This window comes from Armatimonadota bacterium (assembly GCA_031459765.1).
Classification (GTDB): Bacteria; Sysuimicrobiota; Sysuimicrobiia; order Sysuimicrobiales; family Kaftiobacteriaceae; genus Kaftiobacterium; species Kaftiobacterium secundum.
Map to the genome: position 1 here is coordinate 71,710 of JAVKHY010000007.1, position 16,195 is coordinate 87,904.

Annotated in this window: 15 protein-coding genes; all 15 read left to right on the plus strand. The window is 70.6% G+C overall.

What is annotated here, in order from left to right; translation table 11 throughout:
* Positions 1–36: 36 nt before the first annotated feature.
* Positions 37–855 (plus strand): FtsQ-type POTRA domain-containing protein, encoded by an 819-nt coding sequence (locus tag QN141_09530; protein MDR7558715.1) that lies wholly within the window; start codon positions 37–39, stop codon positions 853–855.
* Between the two features lie 95 nt (positions 856–950).
* The gene (ftsA, locus tag QN141_09535) at positions 951–2,189 is read left to right on the plus strand and encodes a cell division protein FtsA (GenBank protein MDR7558716.1); all 1,239 of its coding nucleotides are present in this window, start codon (positions 951–953) and stop codon (positions 2,187–2,189) included.
* Between the two features lie 63 nt (positions 2,190–2,252).
* A complete protein-coding gene (ftsZ, locus tag QN141_09540) occupies positions 2,253–3,311 on the plus strand; it encodes a cell division protein FtsZ (protein ID MDR7558717.1) in 1,059 nt (352 codons plus the stop codon).
* 90 nt (positions 3,312–3,401) lie between these two features.
* Positions 3,402–4,460 carry a site-2 protease family protein gene (locus QN141_09545; GenBank protein ID MDR7558718.1) on the plus strand — a complete coding sequence of 353 codons (1,059 nt, stop codon included), beginning with the start codon at positions 3,402–3,404 and terminating at the stop codon, positions 4,458–4,460.
* Complete coding sequence (locus tag QN141_09550; GenBank protein ID MDR7558719.1) at positions 4,457–5,698, plus strand: ABC transporter permease subunit; 1,242 nt, start codon at positions 4,457–4,459, stop codon at positions 5,696–5,698. The genes QN141_09545 and QN141_09550 overlap by 4 nt, the downstream gene beginning before the upstream one ends.
* A 145-nt stretch (positions 5,699–5,843) precedes the next feature.
* The gene (nrdR, locus tag QN141_09555; protein ID MDR7558720.1) at positions 5,844–6,371 is read left to right on the plus strand and encodes a transcriptional regulator NrdR; all 528 of its coding nucleotides are present in this window, start codon (positions 5,844–5,846) and stop codon (positions 6,369–6,371) included.
* A gap of 69 nt (positions 6,372–6,440) precedes the next feature.
* On the plus strand, positions 6,441–8,933 hold the full coding sequence (locus QN141_09560) for an adenosylcobalamin-dependent ribonucleoside-diphosphate reductase (GenBank protein MDR7558721.1): 2,493 nt from the start codon (positions 6,441–6,443) through the stop codon (positions 8,931–8,933).
* A 78-nt stretch (positions 8,934–9,011) separates the two neighbouring features.
* A complete protein-coding gene (locus tag QN141_09565) occupies positions 9,012–9,872 on the plus strand; it encodes a VOC family protein (GenBank protein MDR7558722.1) in 861 nt (286 codons plus the stop codon).
* A 76-nt stretch (positions 9,873–9,948) separates the two neighbouring features.
* Positions 9,949–11,121 carry a citrate/2-methylcitrate synthase gene (locus QN141_09570; protein MDR7558723.1) on the plus strand — a complete coding sequence of 391 codons (1,173 nt, stop codon included), beginning with the start codon at positions 9,949–9,951 and terminating at the stop codon, positions 11,119–11,121.
* Positions 11,122–11,205: 84 nt separating this feature from the next.
* Entirely contained in the window at positions 11,206–12,201 is a 996-nt protein-coding gene (locus QN141_09575) for a phosphate/phosphite/phosphonate ABC transporter substrate-binding protein (GenBank protein ID MDR7558724.1), read from the plus strand.
* A gap of 91 nt (positions 12,202–12,292) precedes the next feature.
* Positions 12,293–13,063: a phosphonate ABC transporter ATP-binding protein gene (gene phnC, locus QN141_09580; GenBank protein MDR7558725.1), complete on the plus strand. Its 771-nt coding sequence runs from the start codon at positions 12,293–12,295 to the stop codon at positions 13,061–13,063.
* Positions 13,060–14,247, plus strand: coding sequence for a phosphonate ABC transporter, permease protein PhnE (gene phnE, locus QN141_09585; GenBank protein ID MDR7558726.1), 1,188 nt, complete (start codon positions 13,060–13,062; stop codon positions 14,245–14,247). Before phnC ends, phnE begins: the two co-directional genes overlap by 4 nt.
* A gap of 19 nt (positions 14,248–14,266) precedes the next feature.
* A complete protein-coding gene (pgeF, locus tag QN141_09590) occupies positions 14,267–15,040 on the plus strand; it encodes a peptidoglycan editing factor PgeF (protein ID MDR7558727.1) in 774 nt (257 codons plus the stop codon).
* A complete protein-coding gene (locus QN141_09595; GenBank protein ID MDR7558728.1) occupies positions 15,018–15,719 on the plus strand; it encodes a YggS family pyridoxal phosphate-dependent enzyme in 702 nt (233 codons plus the stop codon). The genes pgeF and QN141_09595 overlap by 23 nt, the downstream gene beginning before the upstream one ends.
* Positions 15,720–15,785: 66 nt before the next feature.
* A complete protein-coding gene (sepF, locus tag QN141_09600) occupies positions 15,786–16,187 on the plus strand; it encodes a cell division protein SepF (GenBank protein ID MDR7558729.1) in 402 nt (133 codons plus the stop codon).
* Positions 16,188–16,195 lie beyond the last annotated feature (8 nt).

Here is a 16,195-nt window from a genome sequence, read left to right on the forward strand (position 1 = left end):
AGCCGTCGCCCACTCAACGTCGCATCCATCGCCGCTATGGCCACCCTCTCCGCCGTCCGCGCCCATCCGGCCGCCTCCCCTCCCGCGGAGGACGCGGCCGTCGCCCCCCGGTTTCCCCTGGCGAGGACTGCCCGATTGCTCCGTTTCGGCACCGTGATGGCCGTGGCCCTGGCCGCGGCGTCGCTGCCGTCGTCCTCCTGGTTTGTCATCCGGGAGGTAGCGGTCCTGGGGACGACGTCGATCCCCGCCGAGACGGTGGTCGCGGCCAGCGGGCTGCGCCCAGGCGACCGTCTCCTCGGCAGCCCCCCGCAGCGGGTTGCCCGGCGGGTGGCGTCGCTGCCCGCCGTCGAAGCGGCCCAGGTGACCCTGGAACTGGGAGGACGCGCGAGGATCCGCGTCGTGGAGCGGCGGCCCTTTGCCGCGGTTCGCCTCCGCGGGCGGTATTACGTGGTGGACCCCTCAGGAGTCGTCATCGTGGGGCGGACGACCCCGGGCAGACTGCCGATCGTGGAAGCGGCAGGGCTGCACCCGGCCTGGGTGCGGGAGGGAGACCGTCTGCCCGATCCCCGGCTGGGACCCGCGCTTGCCGCGCTCTCCGCCCTTCCGGCGAAGGTGATCACCCCGGGGATCGTCCTGCATCGGGAGCACACCGGAGACCTGATCCTGGTCACCGCCGACCGCATCACCGTCAGGCTGGGGTCGCTCAAAGGTCTGCGGGAACGCGCCGCGGGACTGGCTCCTCTGCTGGACGCGGTGCGCGCCCGGGGCCTCCCCGTGCGCTCCCTCGATCTGCGCTTTGCCGGCAATGTGGTCCTGGGATCGGCTGTGGAGGACGGGGCAGGAGAACGCCGGTAGGGAGGGAATGTTGGCACAAGATCTGGAGGAGGGCACGGCCGGTCTCTACCATATCTAGCAGGGCGCTCCTGCCGGCGGAGAGCTGGTGACAGCCGATGGCATCGCGGAACGAGCATATCGTCGGGCTGGATATCGGGACGACAAAGGTCTGCGCCGTCGTCGGCGAGGTGGACGACGAGGGAGAGGTGCAGATTGCCGGCGTGGGGCTCGTCCCCTCGTCGGGGATCCGCAAGGGGGTGGTGGTCGACCTGGAGGCGACCACCCGGGCCATTGAGGAGGCCGTGGAGCGCGCCGAGCGCATGGCCGGCATGAAGATCTCCGCGCTGTACGTCGGCGTGTCGGGGGAGCACATCGCCTCGACCAACTCCCGCGGCGTGGTGGCCATCAGTCGGGCGGACCACGAGATCGCCCCCGCCGATGTGGAGCGGGTCGTGGAGGCGGCGCGCATGGCCGCGCTGCCCGCCAGCGACCGGGAGATCGTCCACCTGCTCCCGCGCGGTTTCGTCGTGGACGGTCACGACGGCGTGCGCAATCCGGTGGGGATGTACGGAGCCAGGCTGGAGGTGGAGGCGCACATCGTCACCGGCACCTCCACGGTGCTGGCCAACCTGGCGAAGTGCGTGCAGCGCGCGGGGCTGGAGATCGAGGAGGTGGTCCTCGAACCGCTGGCCTCCGCCGAGGCGGCGCTCACTCCGGCCGAGCGCGAGCTGGGCGTGGTCATCGCCGACATCGGCGGCGGCACCACCTCCCTGGGCGTCTTCGCCGGCGGCGGGTTGACCCACACGGCCATCCTGCCCATCGGCGGGCACCACCTCACCAGCGATATCGCCGTGGGGCTGCGCACGCCCGTGGCCGAAGCGGAAAAACTCAAGATCCGCTTCGGCGCGGCGACCCCGGCCGAGGCCAGCGAGGGCGAGTTGATCGAGGTGTTCAACGTCGGCGACCGGGAACCGCGCATCCTGCCGCGGCGCGTGCTGTGCGAGATCATCGAGCCGAGGCTGCAGGAGATCTGCAACCTGCTCCGGCTGCAGATCCGCCGCAGCGGCTACGCCCACCTCGTGCCGGCGGGAGTCGTGCTCACCGGGGGGACGGCGCTGTTGCGCGGGATCGCCCGTTTCGCCGGCGAGAAGCTCGAGTTGCCCGCTCGCGTCGGACTGCCCGAGCAGGTCGGCGGGCTGACCGACGCCGTGAGCAGTCCGATCTATGCCACCGCCGTCGGCCTGGTGCTCTACGGCGTGCGCCACCGCGCGGCGCGCACCGTCCGGCAGGCCAACGGCCACAGCTTCTGGGGGAGGATGCGCGGATGGGTGCGGGAGATGGTGCTGGGCGGTTGACCGCCGCACCGCTCCGGTGCCGGATGCCGCGCGGGCCACACGGTCCAAAGGGGGCAGGGGACGATGGCGCAGATTGATCGCGATCTCCGCAGGTACGCGGCGATCAAGGTGGTCGGGGTCGGCGGCGGCGGGAGCAACGCGGTGAACCGTATGATCAACGCGGGGCTGCGCGGGGTCGAGTTCATCGCCATCAACACCGACGCCCAGGCCCTGGCTATGAGTAACGCCGACAAGAAGATTCATATCGGCAGCAAGCTGACCAAAGGGCTCGGCGCCGGCGGGGATCCGGAGGTCGGGCGCCAGGCGGCGGAAGAGAGCAAGGAAGACCTCACCGAGGCCCTGGAGGGCGCGGACATGGTCTTCGTCACCGCCGGCATGGGGGGCGGGACGGGGACGGGGGGCGCGCCCATCGTCGCCGAGGTCGCCCGGCAGCTGAATGCGCTGACCATCGGCGTCGTGACCAAGCCCTTCTCCTTCGAAGGCCGGCGGCGCGCGCAGGCGGCCGAGGACGGCGTGACCCGGCTGAAGCAGAAGGTCAACACGCTGATCACGATTCCCAACGACCGGCTGCTGCAGATCATCGACCGGTCGGCGACGGTGATCGAGGCCTTCCGCACCGCGGACGACGTCCTGCGCCAGGGTGTGCAGGGGATCGCCGACCTGATCACCGTGCCGGGACTGATCAACCTGGACTTCGCCGACGTGCGGACGATCATGCACGAGGCGGGCTCGGCGCTGATCGGCATCGGTGTGGCCGGCGGGGAGGATCGGGCCATCCGCGCCGCCCAGGCGGCGATCAGCAGTCCGCTGCTGGAGACCTCGATGCAGGGGGCCCGCGGGGTCCTGATCAACGTCACCGGCGGGCTGGACCTCGGGCTGCTGGAGGTCAGCGAGGCGGCGCAGATCATCAAGGACGCCGCCGACCCCGAGGCCAACATCATCTTCGGTGCCGTGATCGACGACAAGGTGGACGGCGAGGTCCGCATCACGGTCATCGCCACCGGGTTCGACGCCGCCCGGCGCAAGGAAGAGCCGGAGCTGCTGGAGCGCGACGAGGTCGACAACGGGGTGAAGACCCTGATCAACGACCTGGACATTCCCGCCTTCCTGCGCCGCCGCTGAGGGCGGCCGCGGACAGCGGCAGGAGCCCGGGGGGGCGCGTTTCGCCCCCCTACTCCTTTGCCCGGGACACCCGTATCATGAAGGGTGCCAATGGAGACCGGGGTGTGGGTGCGGGCGGAGGAACTGCGGCGGCTGGTGGAGGCGGTGTTCCCCATCGGCGAGGTCGTCTACGACCGCGGGATGCCCGCCTTTGCCCTCCTGCCGGTTCCCGACGCCAAGGAGCGCTTCCTGGTCCTGCGCGAGCGGGTGGCGCCCCTGGGGTATCTCCCGCTGCTGCGCCGGCGTCAGGGGCGGATGGTGCTGAGCCTGGTCCCGCGTCCGGAGCCGGGACGGTGGCGGTGGTCCCTGAACCTGGCCCTGTTCCTGGCCACGCTGTTGACCACGTTCCTTGCGGGATACATGAACAGCGGCGGGCTGATCGAAGGCGGCTACCTGCGCAGCGCCGTGGGCGGCGGGCTGGCCTTTTCGCTTCCCCTCATGCTCATCCTGGTCACGCATGAGATGGGCCACAAGGTCTTTTCGATCATCCGGGGCGTGGACAGCTCCCTGCCGTACTTCATCCCCATGGGCCCGCCGTTCGGCACGATGGGCGCGGTCATCATCACCCGCACCCCCGCGCCCAACCGGGACGCCCTGCTCGATGTGGCCGCGGCCGGACCGCTGGCCGGTTTTCTCGTCTGCCTCCCCATCCTCGCCGTCGGCGTGGCCCGCTCCTTCGTCATCAGCCCGGCGGGATTCGAGGGGATCAATTTGCCCGATCCGCTCATCCTGCAGTGGCTCATCCGCGCCATCCTCCGTCCGCCGGAGGGCGCGGTCGTGCTGGGTCACCCGATCCTCTTCGCCGGATGGATCGGGCTGCTGGTCACGAGCCTCAATCTGCTTCCCGCCGGGATGCTGGACGGCGGGCATGCCGTCCGCGCCCTGCTCGGCCCGAGGCTGCACATGATCCTGTCCTGGGTGGCCGTGGCCGCCGCGGCCGTGCTCGGGTACTGGCTGATGGCCGTGGTCATCCTCCTGCTGGTGCGTCGGGGCCACCCGGGTCCTCTTGACGACGTCTCCCCGCCGAGCCCCGGGCGCATCGTCGTCGGACTGGCCCTGCTGCTGGTGTTCGTCCTGAGCGCCGTTCCCCTGCGAGTTCCCTTCCGATGATCGGCGACCGGCCCGGCAGCCCCGCGCTCCGCCGGCGCCCGGGCGAGGAGCTCCGCGTCATCGCCGCGGTGTTTGCCAAGGAGGTGCTGGAGACAATCCGCGACCGGCGGACCGTCATCGTGGCGCTGTTGCTGCCGGTGGTCATGATGCCCATCGTGACCCTGGGCATTCCCTTCCTGTCCCAGCGCCAGCAGCGCGAGCGGGAAGAGGCCCCGGCGGTCGTGGCCGTGGTGAACGGCCGCGCCGCCCGGGAGCTGGTCGGCCTGGGGGTCCGACGGCGCCTCATTGCCGTCGCCGGCGCCGCCGACCCCCGCCGGGCGCTGCTCGACGGCGAGGTGGATGCGGTGCTGCGGGTGCCCTCGGACTTCTCCGCGCGGCTGGCCCGCGGTCCGGTCCAGATCACCGTCCTCTACGATGAGGGCCGGGCGGAGTCCGTGCTGGCCCGGCAGCGCCTTCAGGAGACGGTGGCCCTGTTCAACGCCGGCCTGACCGAGCCCCGGCTGCGGGCGCGGGGGTTGTCCCGTGCGGACCTGACGCCGGTCCGGTTGAGTGCCGAAAACGTCGCCGACGAGCGGCGCCTGGGTGCCGTCCTCCTGGCCGGACTGCTGCCTTTCTTCATCTCCGTGTGGGCGGTGCTGGGCGGGCAGTACGCCGCGCTGGACCTGGGCGCCGGGGAAAAGGAGCGCCGGACCCTCGAAGCCCTCCTGGTCACCCCTCCGAGCCGGTGGCAGTTGGTCGCCGGAAAGTTCCTGGCGGTCACGGCGGCCTCGTCGGTGGCCGTGTTCATGGTCATTGCCACCACCCTGGCCACCCTGCGGTTGGGAGCGGGGTGGGGGATCAGCGAACTGGAGCGCGCGGCCGTCGTCATCTCCGCGGGCCCGGCCGTGCTGATGCTCCTGGTGGCGTTCGCCCTGGTCTCGTTTCTCAGCGCCCTGCAGCTGGCGCTGTCGATCTATGCCCGGGGGATCCGGGAGGCGCAGCAGTACTTCACGCCCGTCTACCTCCTGCTCTCGCTGCCGGCAATGGCCGCCCCCTTCCTGGAGGGGTGGGCGGAGGTGTGGTGGACCTACCTGGCGCCGGGACTGAACGCCGTCTTCGTGTTCCGCCAGATCCTCCTGGGCGGGGAGAGCTGGATCGCCCTGGGACTCACCCTGGTCACCACGGCTGCGGCCACGGCCCTGGCCCTGGCGGCCGCCGTCCGCCTCCTCCGGACGGAGGCCGCCGCCGCCCGAGGCTAGAGGACCCCGCCCGGAGGCCCCCGGCCGGGCGGCACCTCCCCCAGGCGCCCAAAGCCCCCGGCGGGCGGGTGTTTTGGGCGGTTGACACCCCATGGGTTGGGGCATAGAATCGGTACTGCTTCTATATCTTGTGGAGCCTGTCCGCATGAAGTGCCCCTACTGCGCGCACGAGGAGAGCAAGGTCCTGGACTCCCGGCCGGTGGAGGACGGCAGCGCCATCCGCCGGCGCCGTGAGTGCCTGGCCTGCTCCCGGCGGTTCACGACCTACGAGCGGATGGACCACGTGCCCGTGATGGTGGTCAAGCGCGACGGTCGGCGGGAGCCCTTCGACCGGAACAAGATCCTCAAGGGACTGGTGTTGGCCTGCGGCAAGCGGCCGGTGAGCATGGACGACCTGGAACGCATCGTCACCGAGGTCGAACGGGAGGTCATGAACCGGGGCGAGCACGAGGTCAGCACCCTGCAGATTGGCGCCCTGGTGATGGAGCGGCTGCGGCGGCTCGACGATGTGGCCTATGTCCGGTTCGCCTCCGAGCACCGCCGCTTCCGCGACGTGGACATGCTCGTGGAAGAGGCCGCCACTCTCAAGGAACGGAAGCGGCGGGAGGAAGAGCAGCGCGCTCAGGTCCCCCTGCTCACCGTAGAGGCCGGCTCGACGAAACCGACGCCGTAGGGCCCGTACGACCCACCCCCGGACACGCCGCCGGGGTGGGGCCATGATCTTGCGGAAGGGGTGACTCCCGTGGACGCCGACGCCGTCGCAACCCAGCCCACCGCCGACCTGCCCCCCGAGACCCTGGCCTATTTCCGCGGCGACGAGCTGCGGGCCCGGGTCTTCCACGACAAATACGCGCTGCGCTCGGCGGAGGGCCAGGTGCTGGAGCGCACCCCGGAGGAGATGTGGGCCCGCATCGCCCGCGCGCTGGCCTCCGTGGAGCGCACCCCGGAGCGGCGCCGGGAGTGGGAGGAGAAGTTCACCTGGCTGCTGCGCGACTTCCGCTTCATTCCCGGCGGCCGGATCATGCACGGGGCCGGGAATCCGAAGCGCGTGACGATGCTCAACTGTTACGTCATCCCCGTGCGCGACGACAGCATCGAGGCCATCTTCGACTGGATGAAGGAGGCGGCACGCACCTACTCCCTGGGCGGCGGGGTGGGGACCGACATCAGCGTGCTGCGGCCGCGGGGGGCGCCGGTCAACAACGCCGCCCGCAGCAGCACGGGCTCGGTCTCCTTCATGGAGCTGTTCTCCCTGACCACGGGGACGATCGGGCAGTCCGGCCGGCGCGGCGCCCTGATGATCACCATCCGGGACACCCACCCCGACGTCCTGGACTTCGTCCGGGTCAAACGCAACCTGGACCGGGTGCGCTACGCCAACATCAGCGTGCGCGTGAGCGACGCCTTCATGCGGGCCGTGGAGAGCGACGGGGAGTTCACCCTGGAGTTCCGCAACGAGCGGGCCGACGTGCGCCGGACCATCCGGGCCCGTGAGTTGTGGACCGAGCTGATCCGCGGGGCGCGGGACTACGCCGAGCCGGGGTTGATCTTCTGGGACCAGATCAAGCGCTGGTCCACCTCCGAGTACAACGGGATGGAGGTCATCACCACCAACCCGTGCAGCGAGATCCCGCTGGAACCCTACGGCAACTGCTGTCTGGGGAATGTGAACCTGGCCGCCGCGGTCCGCGACCCCTTCACCAGCACGGCGCGCGTGGACTGGGAGGCGCTGGAACCGACGCTCCGCTACGCGACGCGGTTTCTGGACAACGTCCTGGACTACAACGCGGACCGGCATCCCCTGCCCGAGCAGCGGGAGGCCAGCCTCAAGTCGCGGCGCATCGGGGTGGGGTTCACCGGGCTGGGCGATATGCTCATCAAGCTCGGCCTGAAGTACGACACGGACGAGGCCATCGCCTTTGTGGACAAACTCTTCGACCGTATCAAGCACATCGTCTACGACGAGAGTGTGAATCTGGCCGAGGAGAAAGGCGTCTTCCCGGCCTTCGACCTCGAGGCGCACCTGCGCTCGCCGTTCCTCCAGCAGCTGGCCCCCTCCCTGCTGGAGCGCATCCGAGCCCACGGCCTGCGCAACGTCGCCCTGCTCACCGTGCCGCCGGTGGGCAGCGGCGCGGCCCTGGCCGGGGTGACCAGCGGCATCGAGCCGATCTTTGACCTCTCCTATGTCCGCCGATCCGAGTCGCTCTCGCAGGACACCTTCAAGGTGTACCACCCGCTGGTGCGCGAGTACATGGAGCGGTACGAGGTGGAGAAGGAGACGGATCTCCCCCCGTACTTCGTCACCGCGCATCAGATCAGGGCCGAGATGCGGGTGAAGATGCAGGCCACGATCCAGAAACATATCGACCACTCCATCAGCAGTACGGTCAATCTCCCGAGGGATACCCCACCGGAAGAGGTGGAGCGGATCTACTTTCTGGCCTGGAAGATGGGGTGCAAAGGGATCACGGTGTATCGCGAAGGCAGTCGCGAAGGGATTCTGCTCACCGAGCAGCAGGCCCAGGCCGCCGGGACCCTGGCCGCCCCGGCGCCGCAGGCCGCGGTGGCGCTCTCTGAACCCGTCGGGCCGCCGCGCGCCGTCCCCCGACCCCGCCCGAAGGTCACCTCCGGCCGCACCGAGCGGATCGAGACGCCGCGGGGACGGATCTATGTCGTCGTCAACGAGGACGAGTGGGGCGTGAACGAGGTCTTCGTGCATTCCCTGGACGTCGAGGCCGAAGCCTGCGGGCGGCTGGCGTCCCTGGCCCTGCGCGCGGGGGTGGACCCCCGCGAGGTGATCGAGCAGTTGTGGCGCGTGCAGAGCAAGGAGGTCGCCTTCGACCGCAGCGCCGACGGGACCGTGGTGCGGGTCACCACCATCGCCCAGGCCGTGGGGCTGGCCCTGGGCCGGGCGCTCTACGGAGACTCCTTCCGGCCGGACAAGGAGTTCCCTCGGGCGGACGTCCTCCCCGAACCGAGCCGGGTCCGCCAGGAGTCGCTGCGGTTCGCTCCCCGCACCCTGCCGCCCGGCGCCCTGCAGGGGCAGCTCATGCCGCCCGCGCCCGTGGCCGGGGGCAACGGCGACGCCCATGGGGGAAACGGGCATGCCGAGCAGGAGCGGGCGGACCTGGCCGCGCGGCTGGAATTTGTCGGGGTCTGTCCGGACTGCGGCGACTCGCTCGTGCACGAGAACGGCTGCGCCACCTGTCGGACCTGCGGGTTCTCCAAGTGCTGACCCGCCCGACGCCGTAGGCCGGCGGGACCGCTGTGGCCCGGGGAGGGATCCCCCTCCCCCGGGCCGTTTCTTGAGGAGATGGAAACGTCGTCCCGAATGTTGCCTGCGGCGACCTCCCTGGGCCCGGTGGCCCTGGCTGTCGCCGATCTCGCCGCCGCGCTCGGGTTCTATCGGGATGTCCTGGGCTTCCAGGTAGCCCGCCGCAGCGAGGACGAGATCATCCTGTGCGCCACCGGGAGCCCTTCAGCCGTCCTCATCCTCAGCGCCGCGCCGGGGGCCAGGCGCCGGCCGACGGCGGGGCTCTATCACTTCGCCCTCCTGCTCCCCACCCGGGCCGATCTCGCCCGGGCGGTGCGCCACCTCATCGGCGCGGGGGCGGCCATCGAGGGCGCCTCGGACCACGGCGTCAGCGAGGCGGTGTATCTCCACGACCCCGAGGGAAACGGGATCGAACTCTACGCCGACCGCCCGCGGGAGCGCTGGCCCACCCGGGACGGGAGGTTGGCCATGGGCACAACGGCGCTCGATCTGGAGGACCTGCTGGCGCAGGACGCGCGCCCGTGGGAAGGGATGCCCCAGGGGACCGGCATCGGACATGTCCACCTCCGGGTGGCCGATCTGGCGCGTTCGGAGCGGTTCTACGCCGGGGTGCTGGGTTTCCAGGTCACGGTGAGGGGCTACCCCGGGGCGCTCTTCCTCTCCGCCGGCGGCTATCACCACCACATCGGCCTGAACATCTGGGCCGGAACCGGGATTCCCCCGCGGGATCCGCAGGGTCCCGGGCTGCGGTATTTCACCGTGCGCCTGCCCGACCGCGCCGACGCGCTCGCCGCCCGGCGGCGCCTGCAGGCGGCCGGCGCCCCGGTGGCCGAGGCGGGCGGGCCCGGCGGATGGTTGACGCAGGATCCGGACGGCATCGGGGTCCTGCTGGCCTGGTGATCGCACTGTCTGCGCGCATTGCGACGATCGCAGGCATTGGTACAATAGGGCGGAAGATCCTCTCGGGGGGCCGGAGATGGCGGTGGAGTTCAGGGCGGGGTTGAAGGACGTCATCGCGGTCAACTCCAGCATCTGCACCGTGGACGGGGAACGAGGTCTGCTGACCTACCGCGGATACGACATCCGGGACCTGGCCACCCAGGCCACCTTCGAAGAGGTCGTCTACCTGCTCTGGTACGGCGAACTCCCCGTGCCGGCGCAGCTGTCGGGGTTCAGCGCCGAGCTCGCCGCCGCCCGGGCGCTGCCGCCTGCGGTCCTGGACTCGATGCGGACCTACCCGCGGTCGGCGCATCCGCTGGAGGCGCTGCGGACCGCGGTCTCGGTGGCCGGCATGTCCGATCCGGACACCAGGTCCAACAGCCGCGAGGCCAACCTCCGCAAGGCCGTGCGCCTGACGGCGCAGGTCCCGGTGATGGTGGCGACGTGGCACCGGCTGCGCACCGGGCGACCTCCGGTGCCGCCGCTGCCGGAGGGGAGCGCGGCGGCGAACTTCCTGTACGTCCTCACCGGGCGTCAGCCCACGGCGACGGCGGCGCGGACGATGGACATGATCTTCGTGCTCCACGCCGACCATGAGATCAATGCCAGCACCTTCGCCGCGCGCGTCGCCGCGGCCACCTTCACCGACCTGCACTCGGCGATCACCGCCGCGATCGGGACGCTGAAGGGCCCGCGCCACGGCGGGGCCAACGAGGACGTCCTGGAGATGTTGCTCGACATCGGCGACCCCGGGCGGGCCGCGGCTTACATCGAAGAGCGCTGGGCCCAGCGGGCGCGGCTGTCCCGCGAGGAGCGCGCCCGTCCGGAGAACCGCATCCCCGGCTGGGGGCATGCCGTCTACAGGGTGGACGACCCGCGGGCCGGGGTCCTGCAGGAGATGGCCCGCCGGCTCAGCGCCGAGGCCGGGACGACGCCGGTGTACGAGACCGCGGTGCGGGTCTACGAGACGATGCACCGCATCAGCGACCTGCCGGTGAACGTGGACTTCTTCTCCGCGGTGGTCTACCACGCCCTGGGCATTCCCATCGACCTCTGCACCTCCATCTTTGCCGCCTCCCGCGTCAGCGGCTGGTGCGCCCACGCCCTGGAGCAGTACGGCGACAGGCTCATCCGACCGCGGGCGCACTACACCGGTCCGCCGCCGCGCGCCTTCGTCCCGCTGTCCGCCCGCGGCGCGCCCGATCGGTAGCGGGGCCCCGCAGAGGAATGGTCTTCTCCCGCCCAGAACACTGTCGGTGGATCCCACGCTGACGTCGTGAGGGAGGGGACAGGAGTGAGGCAGCTCAGGTACATCATGCTCCTGGCCGTGGCACTGGCCGTCGCGCTGACGGCGGTGGCGCTGCCGCCGGTTCCGGCCGCAGGCCAGACGAAGCTGGTCATGGTGTTCGTACCCTCGCGCGAAACCGACATCATCCTGTTCAGCGGGCAGCAGATCGGCCGCATGCTCGGCGTGGCGCTGGGCGTGCCGGTCGAGGCGGTGGTCAGCACCAGCTACACCGCGGCCATCGAGGCGATGTGCGCGGGGAGGGCCGACATCGGAGCGCTGAACCCCTTCAGCTACGTCCTGGCCCACCAGAAGTGCAACGTGGAGGTGGCCGCCATCTCCGTGCGCTTCGGCCTCCCCTACTACCGGGCGCAGATCAGCGTCCGCGCCGACGCCAACATCAACAAGATCGAGGACCTGCGGGGGAAGCGCTTCGCCTTTGTCGATCCCGCCTCGACCTCGGGGTATCTCTTCCCCGCGGCCATGCTGAAGAAGATGGGCTACGATCCCGACCGCTTCTTCTCCCAGACCGTCTTCGCCGGATCGCATCCCAACGTGATCCTGGCCATCTACCGCGGGCAGGTAGACGGCGGGGCGACCTTCGAGGACGCCCGCACCAACATTCAGGCCCAGTTCCCCGACGTCATGCAGAAGGTCAAAGTGATCGGCTACACCAACCCCATCCCCAACGACACCTGGAGCCTGAGCGCGCGGCTGAGCCCTGAGCTGCGGGCCAGGATCAAGGACCGTCTGCTGCGCATCGCCACCACCCCCGAGGGCAAGGAGGCCCTGCGCAACCTGTACAGCATCGAGGGGCTCACCGACCGGGTGGTGCTCAGCGAGGAGCAGGTGCGCAATCTCGGCATCCGCTTCGACGAGGAGACGCGGGCCCGGATCGTCCGCGCCGGCGGGAAGGTGACCATCCCGATCGGCGACTGGTACTTCCAGCCCATCCGCGACGCCGCCACCTACCTTGGACTGGATCTGGCCAAGCTCGCGCGGTAGGGGCGTCTCTGCTGACATAAAATGATGGGGAGGAGGGGCAGACCCTTCCTCCCCATTTTGCTGCGGAGCGACGTTCGCTGTGGAGCGACCGATGAGAGGGGCGGCGCTGCGGCTCGAGCACGTGAGCAAGATCTATCCCGACGGGACCCAGGCCCTGCGCGACATCACCTTTGCCGTGCGGCCCGGGGAGTTCGTGGTGATCATCGGGCTTTCCGGCTCGGGCAAATCCACGCTCATGCGGTGCATCAACCGCCTGATCGAACCCACGACGGGCAGGATCTACATCGACGACGTGGAGGTCACCGCCCTCTCCCAGGCGGAGATGCGGCGGCTGCGTCGGTCCATCGGGATGATCTTCCAGCAGTTCAACCTCGTGAAGCGCTCCACGGTCCTGACCAACGTCCTCACCGGCCGCCTGGGGTACCTGCCGCCGTCCTATGCGCTGATGAACTACTTCCCGAAGGACGAGGTGGCCCGGGCCATGGCCAACCTTGACCGCGTCGGCATTCCGGAGAAAGCCCAGGCCCGGGCGGACCAGCTGAGCGGCGGCCAGCAGCAGCGGGTCGGGATCGCCCGGGCCCTCATGCAGGAACCGACGCTCCTCCTGGCGGACGAGCCCGTGGCCAGCCTCGATCCGGCCACCTCCCACTCCGTGCTCAAGTACGTGGAGGAACTCAACAAGAAGGACGGGGTCACGGTCCTCTGCGCCCTGCACTTCCTCAGCCTGGCCCGGCGCTACGGCACGCGGATCCTGGCCCTCAAAGGCGGCGAGATCGTCTTCGACGGGCTGCCCGCGGAGATTGACGAACGGCGCTTCAAAGAGATCTACGGCGAAGAGGCTGAGGAGGTCGAGATCGCATGAAGCAGGACGCGCTCGCTCCCCGTCCGAGCCTGGCTCCGGCCCGCCCCTGGTTTACGAGCGGAAAGTTCCTGCTCTTCCTGACCGGGCTGTTGCTGGTCTACGGCTACGGCTGGCGGGTGACCCAGATCGACCTGCCCGAGCTGATCACCGGGGCCAAATTCGTGCAGCCGTTCATCCGCGACCTGGCGCGTCCCGACGTCCTGACCCGTCAGCGCCTGAGCCAGCAGGTCGAGGTGGCGATGTCGGTGGATCCCCAGGTGGCCCCGGAAGTGCTGCCGCCCCCCAGCGGTCCCGTGCTTCAGGTCTCCACCCGGGTGGCGCCGGTAGGCTCCCCGGTGCAGGTCGCCGGATCCGGGTTCCGGCCCAACGCGCTGGCCACCCTGTTCTGGGTGAACCCCATCGGCAATCCGCAGCAGGTCGGCCGGCTCATGACCGACGCCCGGGGCGAGTTCCGCACGACCATCATCGTGCCCGAGGCGTTCCGCGGACCGGAGGCAGGGCCGCGCGGCGCCCAGCAGCGGCTGCGCGTCGTCGTGGAGTGGACGGTCGGGCCCCTGCGGCCGAGCCGCACGGCGATCATCGTCGGGCAGAAGATCGTGGAGACGGTGTTCCTGGCCCTGATGGGCACGACCATCGCCGTCGTCGTGGCTGTGCCGCTGTCCTTCCTCGGGGCGCGCAACCTGATGACGAAGCATCCCGTCGGGACCACCGTCTACTACCTCACCCGCTCCTTCTTCAACATCATGCGGTCGATCGAGCCGCTGATCCTGGCCATCGTCTTCACCGTCTGGGTAGGCCTGGGGCCCTTCGCCGGCGTCCTGGCTCTGGGACTGCACTCCATCGCCGCGCTGGGCAAGCTGTACTCCGAACAGATTGAGTCCATCGATCCGGGACCGATCGAGGCCGTGACGGCCACCGGGGCCAGTGCCCTCCAGGTCGTGCGCTATGCCGTGATCCCGCAGATCGTTCCGCCCTTCATCGCCTTCACCATCTACCGCTGGGATACCAACGTCCGGATGTCCACCGTGATCGGCTTCGTCGGCGGCGGCGGGATCGGCTTCATCCTGCAGCAGTACATCAACCTCCTCCAGTACCGGCAGGCTGCCACCGCGGTGTGGGCGATCACCCTCGTGGTCGCCGCCATGGACTACCTCAGCGCCGTCGTCCGCGAGAAGTACGTCTGATCGGTCGGGAGCCGCGCCGATGGCCGCGCCGCCGTACCTCTTCTCGGGCCTGCTCCGCGCCGCCGGCATTCCCCACGCCTTCACCACGCGGGCCGCGGGGAACATGAGCCGGGGGGTGGGGGACGATCCGCGCGCCGTCGCCGCCCGCCGCGCCGCGGCGGTGCGCGCGCTGGGGTGCGATCCGGCCCGGCACGTCGAAGCGGAGCAGGTGCACGGCGTGGTCGTCGCCGCCGTCACCGCGGGCGACGGCGGGCGGATGGTGCCCGGCGCCGACGGGCTGGTCAGCCTGGAGCCCGGAACGGTCCTCGCCGTCCACAGCGCCGACTGCGTGCCGTTGCTGCTGGCCGATCCCTCGCGGGGGGTGGTCGCGGCGATCCATGCGGGGTGGCGCGGCGTGGCGGCCGGCATCCCGGTCGAGGCCGTCCGCGCGCTGTCGCGGTTGGGGGGCCGTCCGGCGGACGTGGTCGCGGCGATCGGGCCTTCCATCGGCCCCTGTCACTACGAGGTCGACGAGCCGGTCATCGAGCAGATGCGCCGGTGGCCGTGGTGGCCTGAGGTGGCTCGGCGCAACGGGAGGGAACGGTGGCAGCTGGACCTCCGCACGAGCTGCATCCGCCAGCTCACGGACGCGGGCCTCGCCGCGGGGCGGATCGAGGTGCTGGCAGTGTGCACCTACGAACGTCCGGAGCTCCTCTACTCCTACCGGCGGGACCGGACCACCGGTCGGATGGCGGCGCTCGTCGCCGTGCCCCGGGGCCCGGAGGGAACGGGTGGACGCCGAAGAATACCGTGACGGGACCGGGGTGGGCGCGGCGGTGTCCCGCGTCCGTGCCCGGATCGCCGCCGCGGCGGCGCGCAGCGGTCGGAGGGCCGAGGAGATCACCCTGGTCGCTGTGACCAAGGGCGTGTCCCTCGAGCGCATCCGGGAGGTGGTGGCGGCCGGGGTCGCCGACCTGGGGGAGAGCCGGGTGCAGGAAGCCGCCCCGAAGGTCGCCGCCCTCGGCGCGGCGGTCCGCTGGCACCTCGTGGGCCACCTGCAGCGAAACAAGGCGGCGCGCGCGGCGGCGTTGTTCGAGGTCATCCACTCCGTGGATAGCGCGGCGTTGCTGGCGGCGCTCAGCCGACGGGCTTCGCGCCCGCTGGACGTGTTGCTGCAGGTGAAGCTGACGGAGGAAGGGGGTCGGCACGGTGTCCCGCCCGAGGCGCTGGCCGCCCTGGCCCGCCAGGCGGTCGGGTTGCCCGGCGTCCGCGTCGCGGGACTGATGACGATCGCGCCGCCGGCCCGCGACCCGGAGGCGGCGCGGGCCGTGTTCCGCCGGTTGCGGGAGTTGCGGGGGGAGCTGGGGCGGCTCATCGGACCGCTGCCCCACCTCTCCATGGGGATGAGTGACGACTTCGAGGTCGCCGTTGAAGAGGGGGCGACCATGGTGCGCATCGGACGGGCGATCTTCGGACCACGGGTGGTCACCTGAGGCCGCGGGGGAGGCCGCTTGCGGGGAGGAGGGAAAGGCCGACAGGGGGGAATCCGATTGGGCGCGATGCAGCGGTTGATGAACTTTCTCGGCTTCAGCGAAATCGACCAGGAGGACGAGGGCGCGGCCGCCAACGGCGAGGTCGTGGAGCTCCCCCGACGGCGGACTACGCTCCTCAATCTCCACGCCCAGAAGCAGGAGATCGTCGTCCTGCAGCCCCGGACCTTCGACGACGCCCGCGACGGGGCCGACTACCTGAAGATGCGGCGACCCATCGTGGTCAACCTCCAGGGGACGCCGCCGGACCTGGCGCGGCGCATCGTCGACTTCACCAGCGGGGTGACCTACGCTCTGGACGGCCACCTGCTGCGCGTGGGCGAGCAGATCTTCTTGTTCACCCCGGCGCATGTGGCGATCACGGCGGATGCGGGCAGCGGCGACGACTCCGCCCTCTTCCCCCTCCAGTAGCCCTCCGG

Excerpts from the sequence above, each read along its gene's own strand:
- nrdR (MDR7558720.1), top strand. The coding sequence starts at position 5,844 with ATGAAGTGCCCCTACTGCGCGCACGAGGAGAGCAAGGTCCTGGACTCC.
- QN141_09550 (MDR7558719.1), top strand. The coding sequence starts at position 4,457 with ATGATCGGCGACCGGCCCGGCAGCCCCGCGCTCCGCCGGCGCCCGGGC.
- phnE (MDR7558726.1), top strand. The coding sequence starts at position 13,060 with ATGAAGCAGGACGCGCTCGCTCCCCGTCCGAGCCTGGCTCCGGCCCGC.
- QN141_09565 (MDR7558722.1), top strand. The coding sequence starts at position 9,012 with ATGGAAACGTCGTCCCGAATGTTGCCTGCGGCGACCTCCCTGGGCCCG.
- ftsZ (MDR7558717.1), top strand. The coding sequence starts at position 2,253 with ATGGCGCAGATTGATCGCGATCTCCGCAGGTACGCGGCGATCAAGGTG.
- phnC (MDR7558725.1), top strand. The coding sequence starts at position 12,293 with ATGAGAGGGGCGGCGCTGCGGCTCGAGCACGTGAGCAAGATCTATCCC.
- ftsA (MDR7558716.1), top strand. The coding sequence starts at position 951 with ATGGCATCGCGGAACGAGCATATCGTCGGGCTGGATATCGGGACGACA.
- QN141_09545 (MDR7558718.1), top strand. The coding sequence starts at position 3,402 with ATGGAGACCGGGGTGTGGGTGCGGGCGGAGGAACTGCGGCGGCTGGTG.
- QN141_09570 (MDR7558723.1), top strand. The coding sequence starts at position 9,949 with ATGGCGGTGGAGTTCAGGGCGGGGTTGAAGGACGTCATCGCGGTCAAC.
- sepF (MDR7558729.1), top strand. The coding sequence starts at position 15,786 with ATGCAGCGGTTGATGAACTTTCTCGGCTTCAGCGAAATCGACCAGGAG.
- QN141_09530 (MDR7558715.1), top strand. The coding sequence starts at position 37 with ATGGCCACCCTCTCCGCCGTCCGCGCCCATCCGGCCGCCTCCCCTCCC.
- pgeF (MDR7558727.1), top strand. The coding sequence starts at position 14,267 with ATGGCCGCGCCGCCGTACCTCTTCTCGGGCCTGCTCCGCGCCGCCGGC.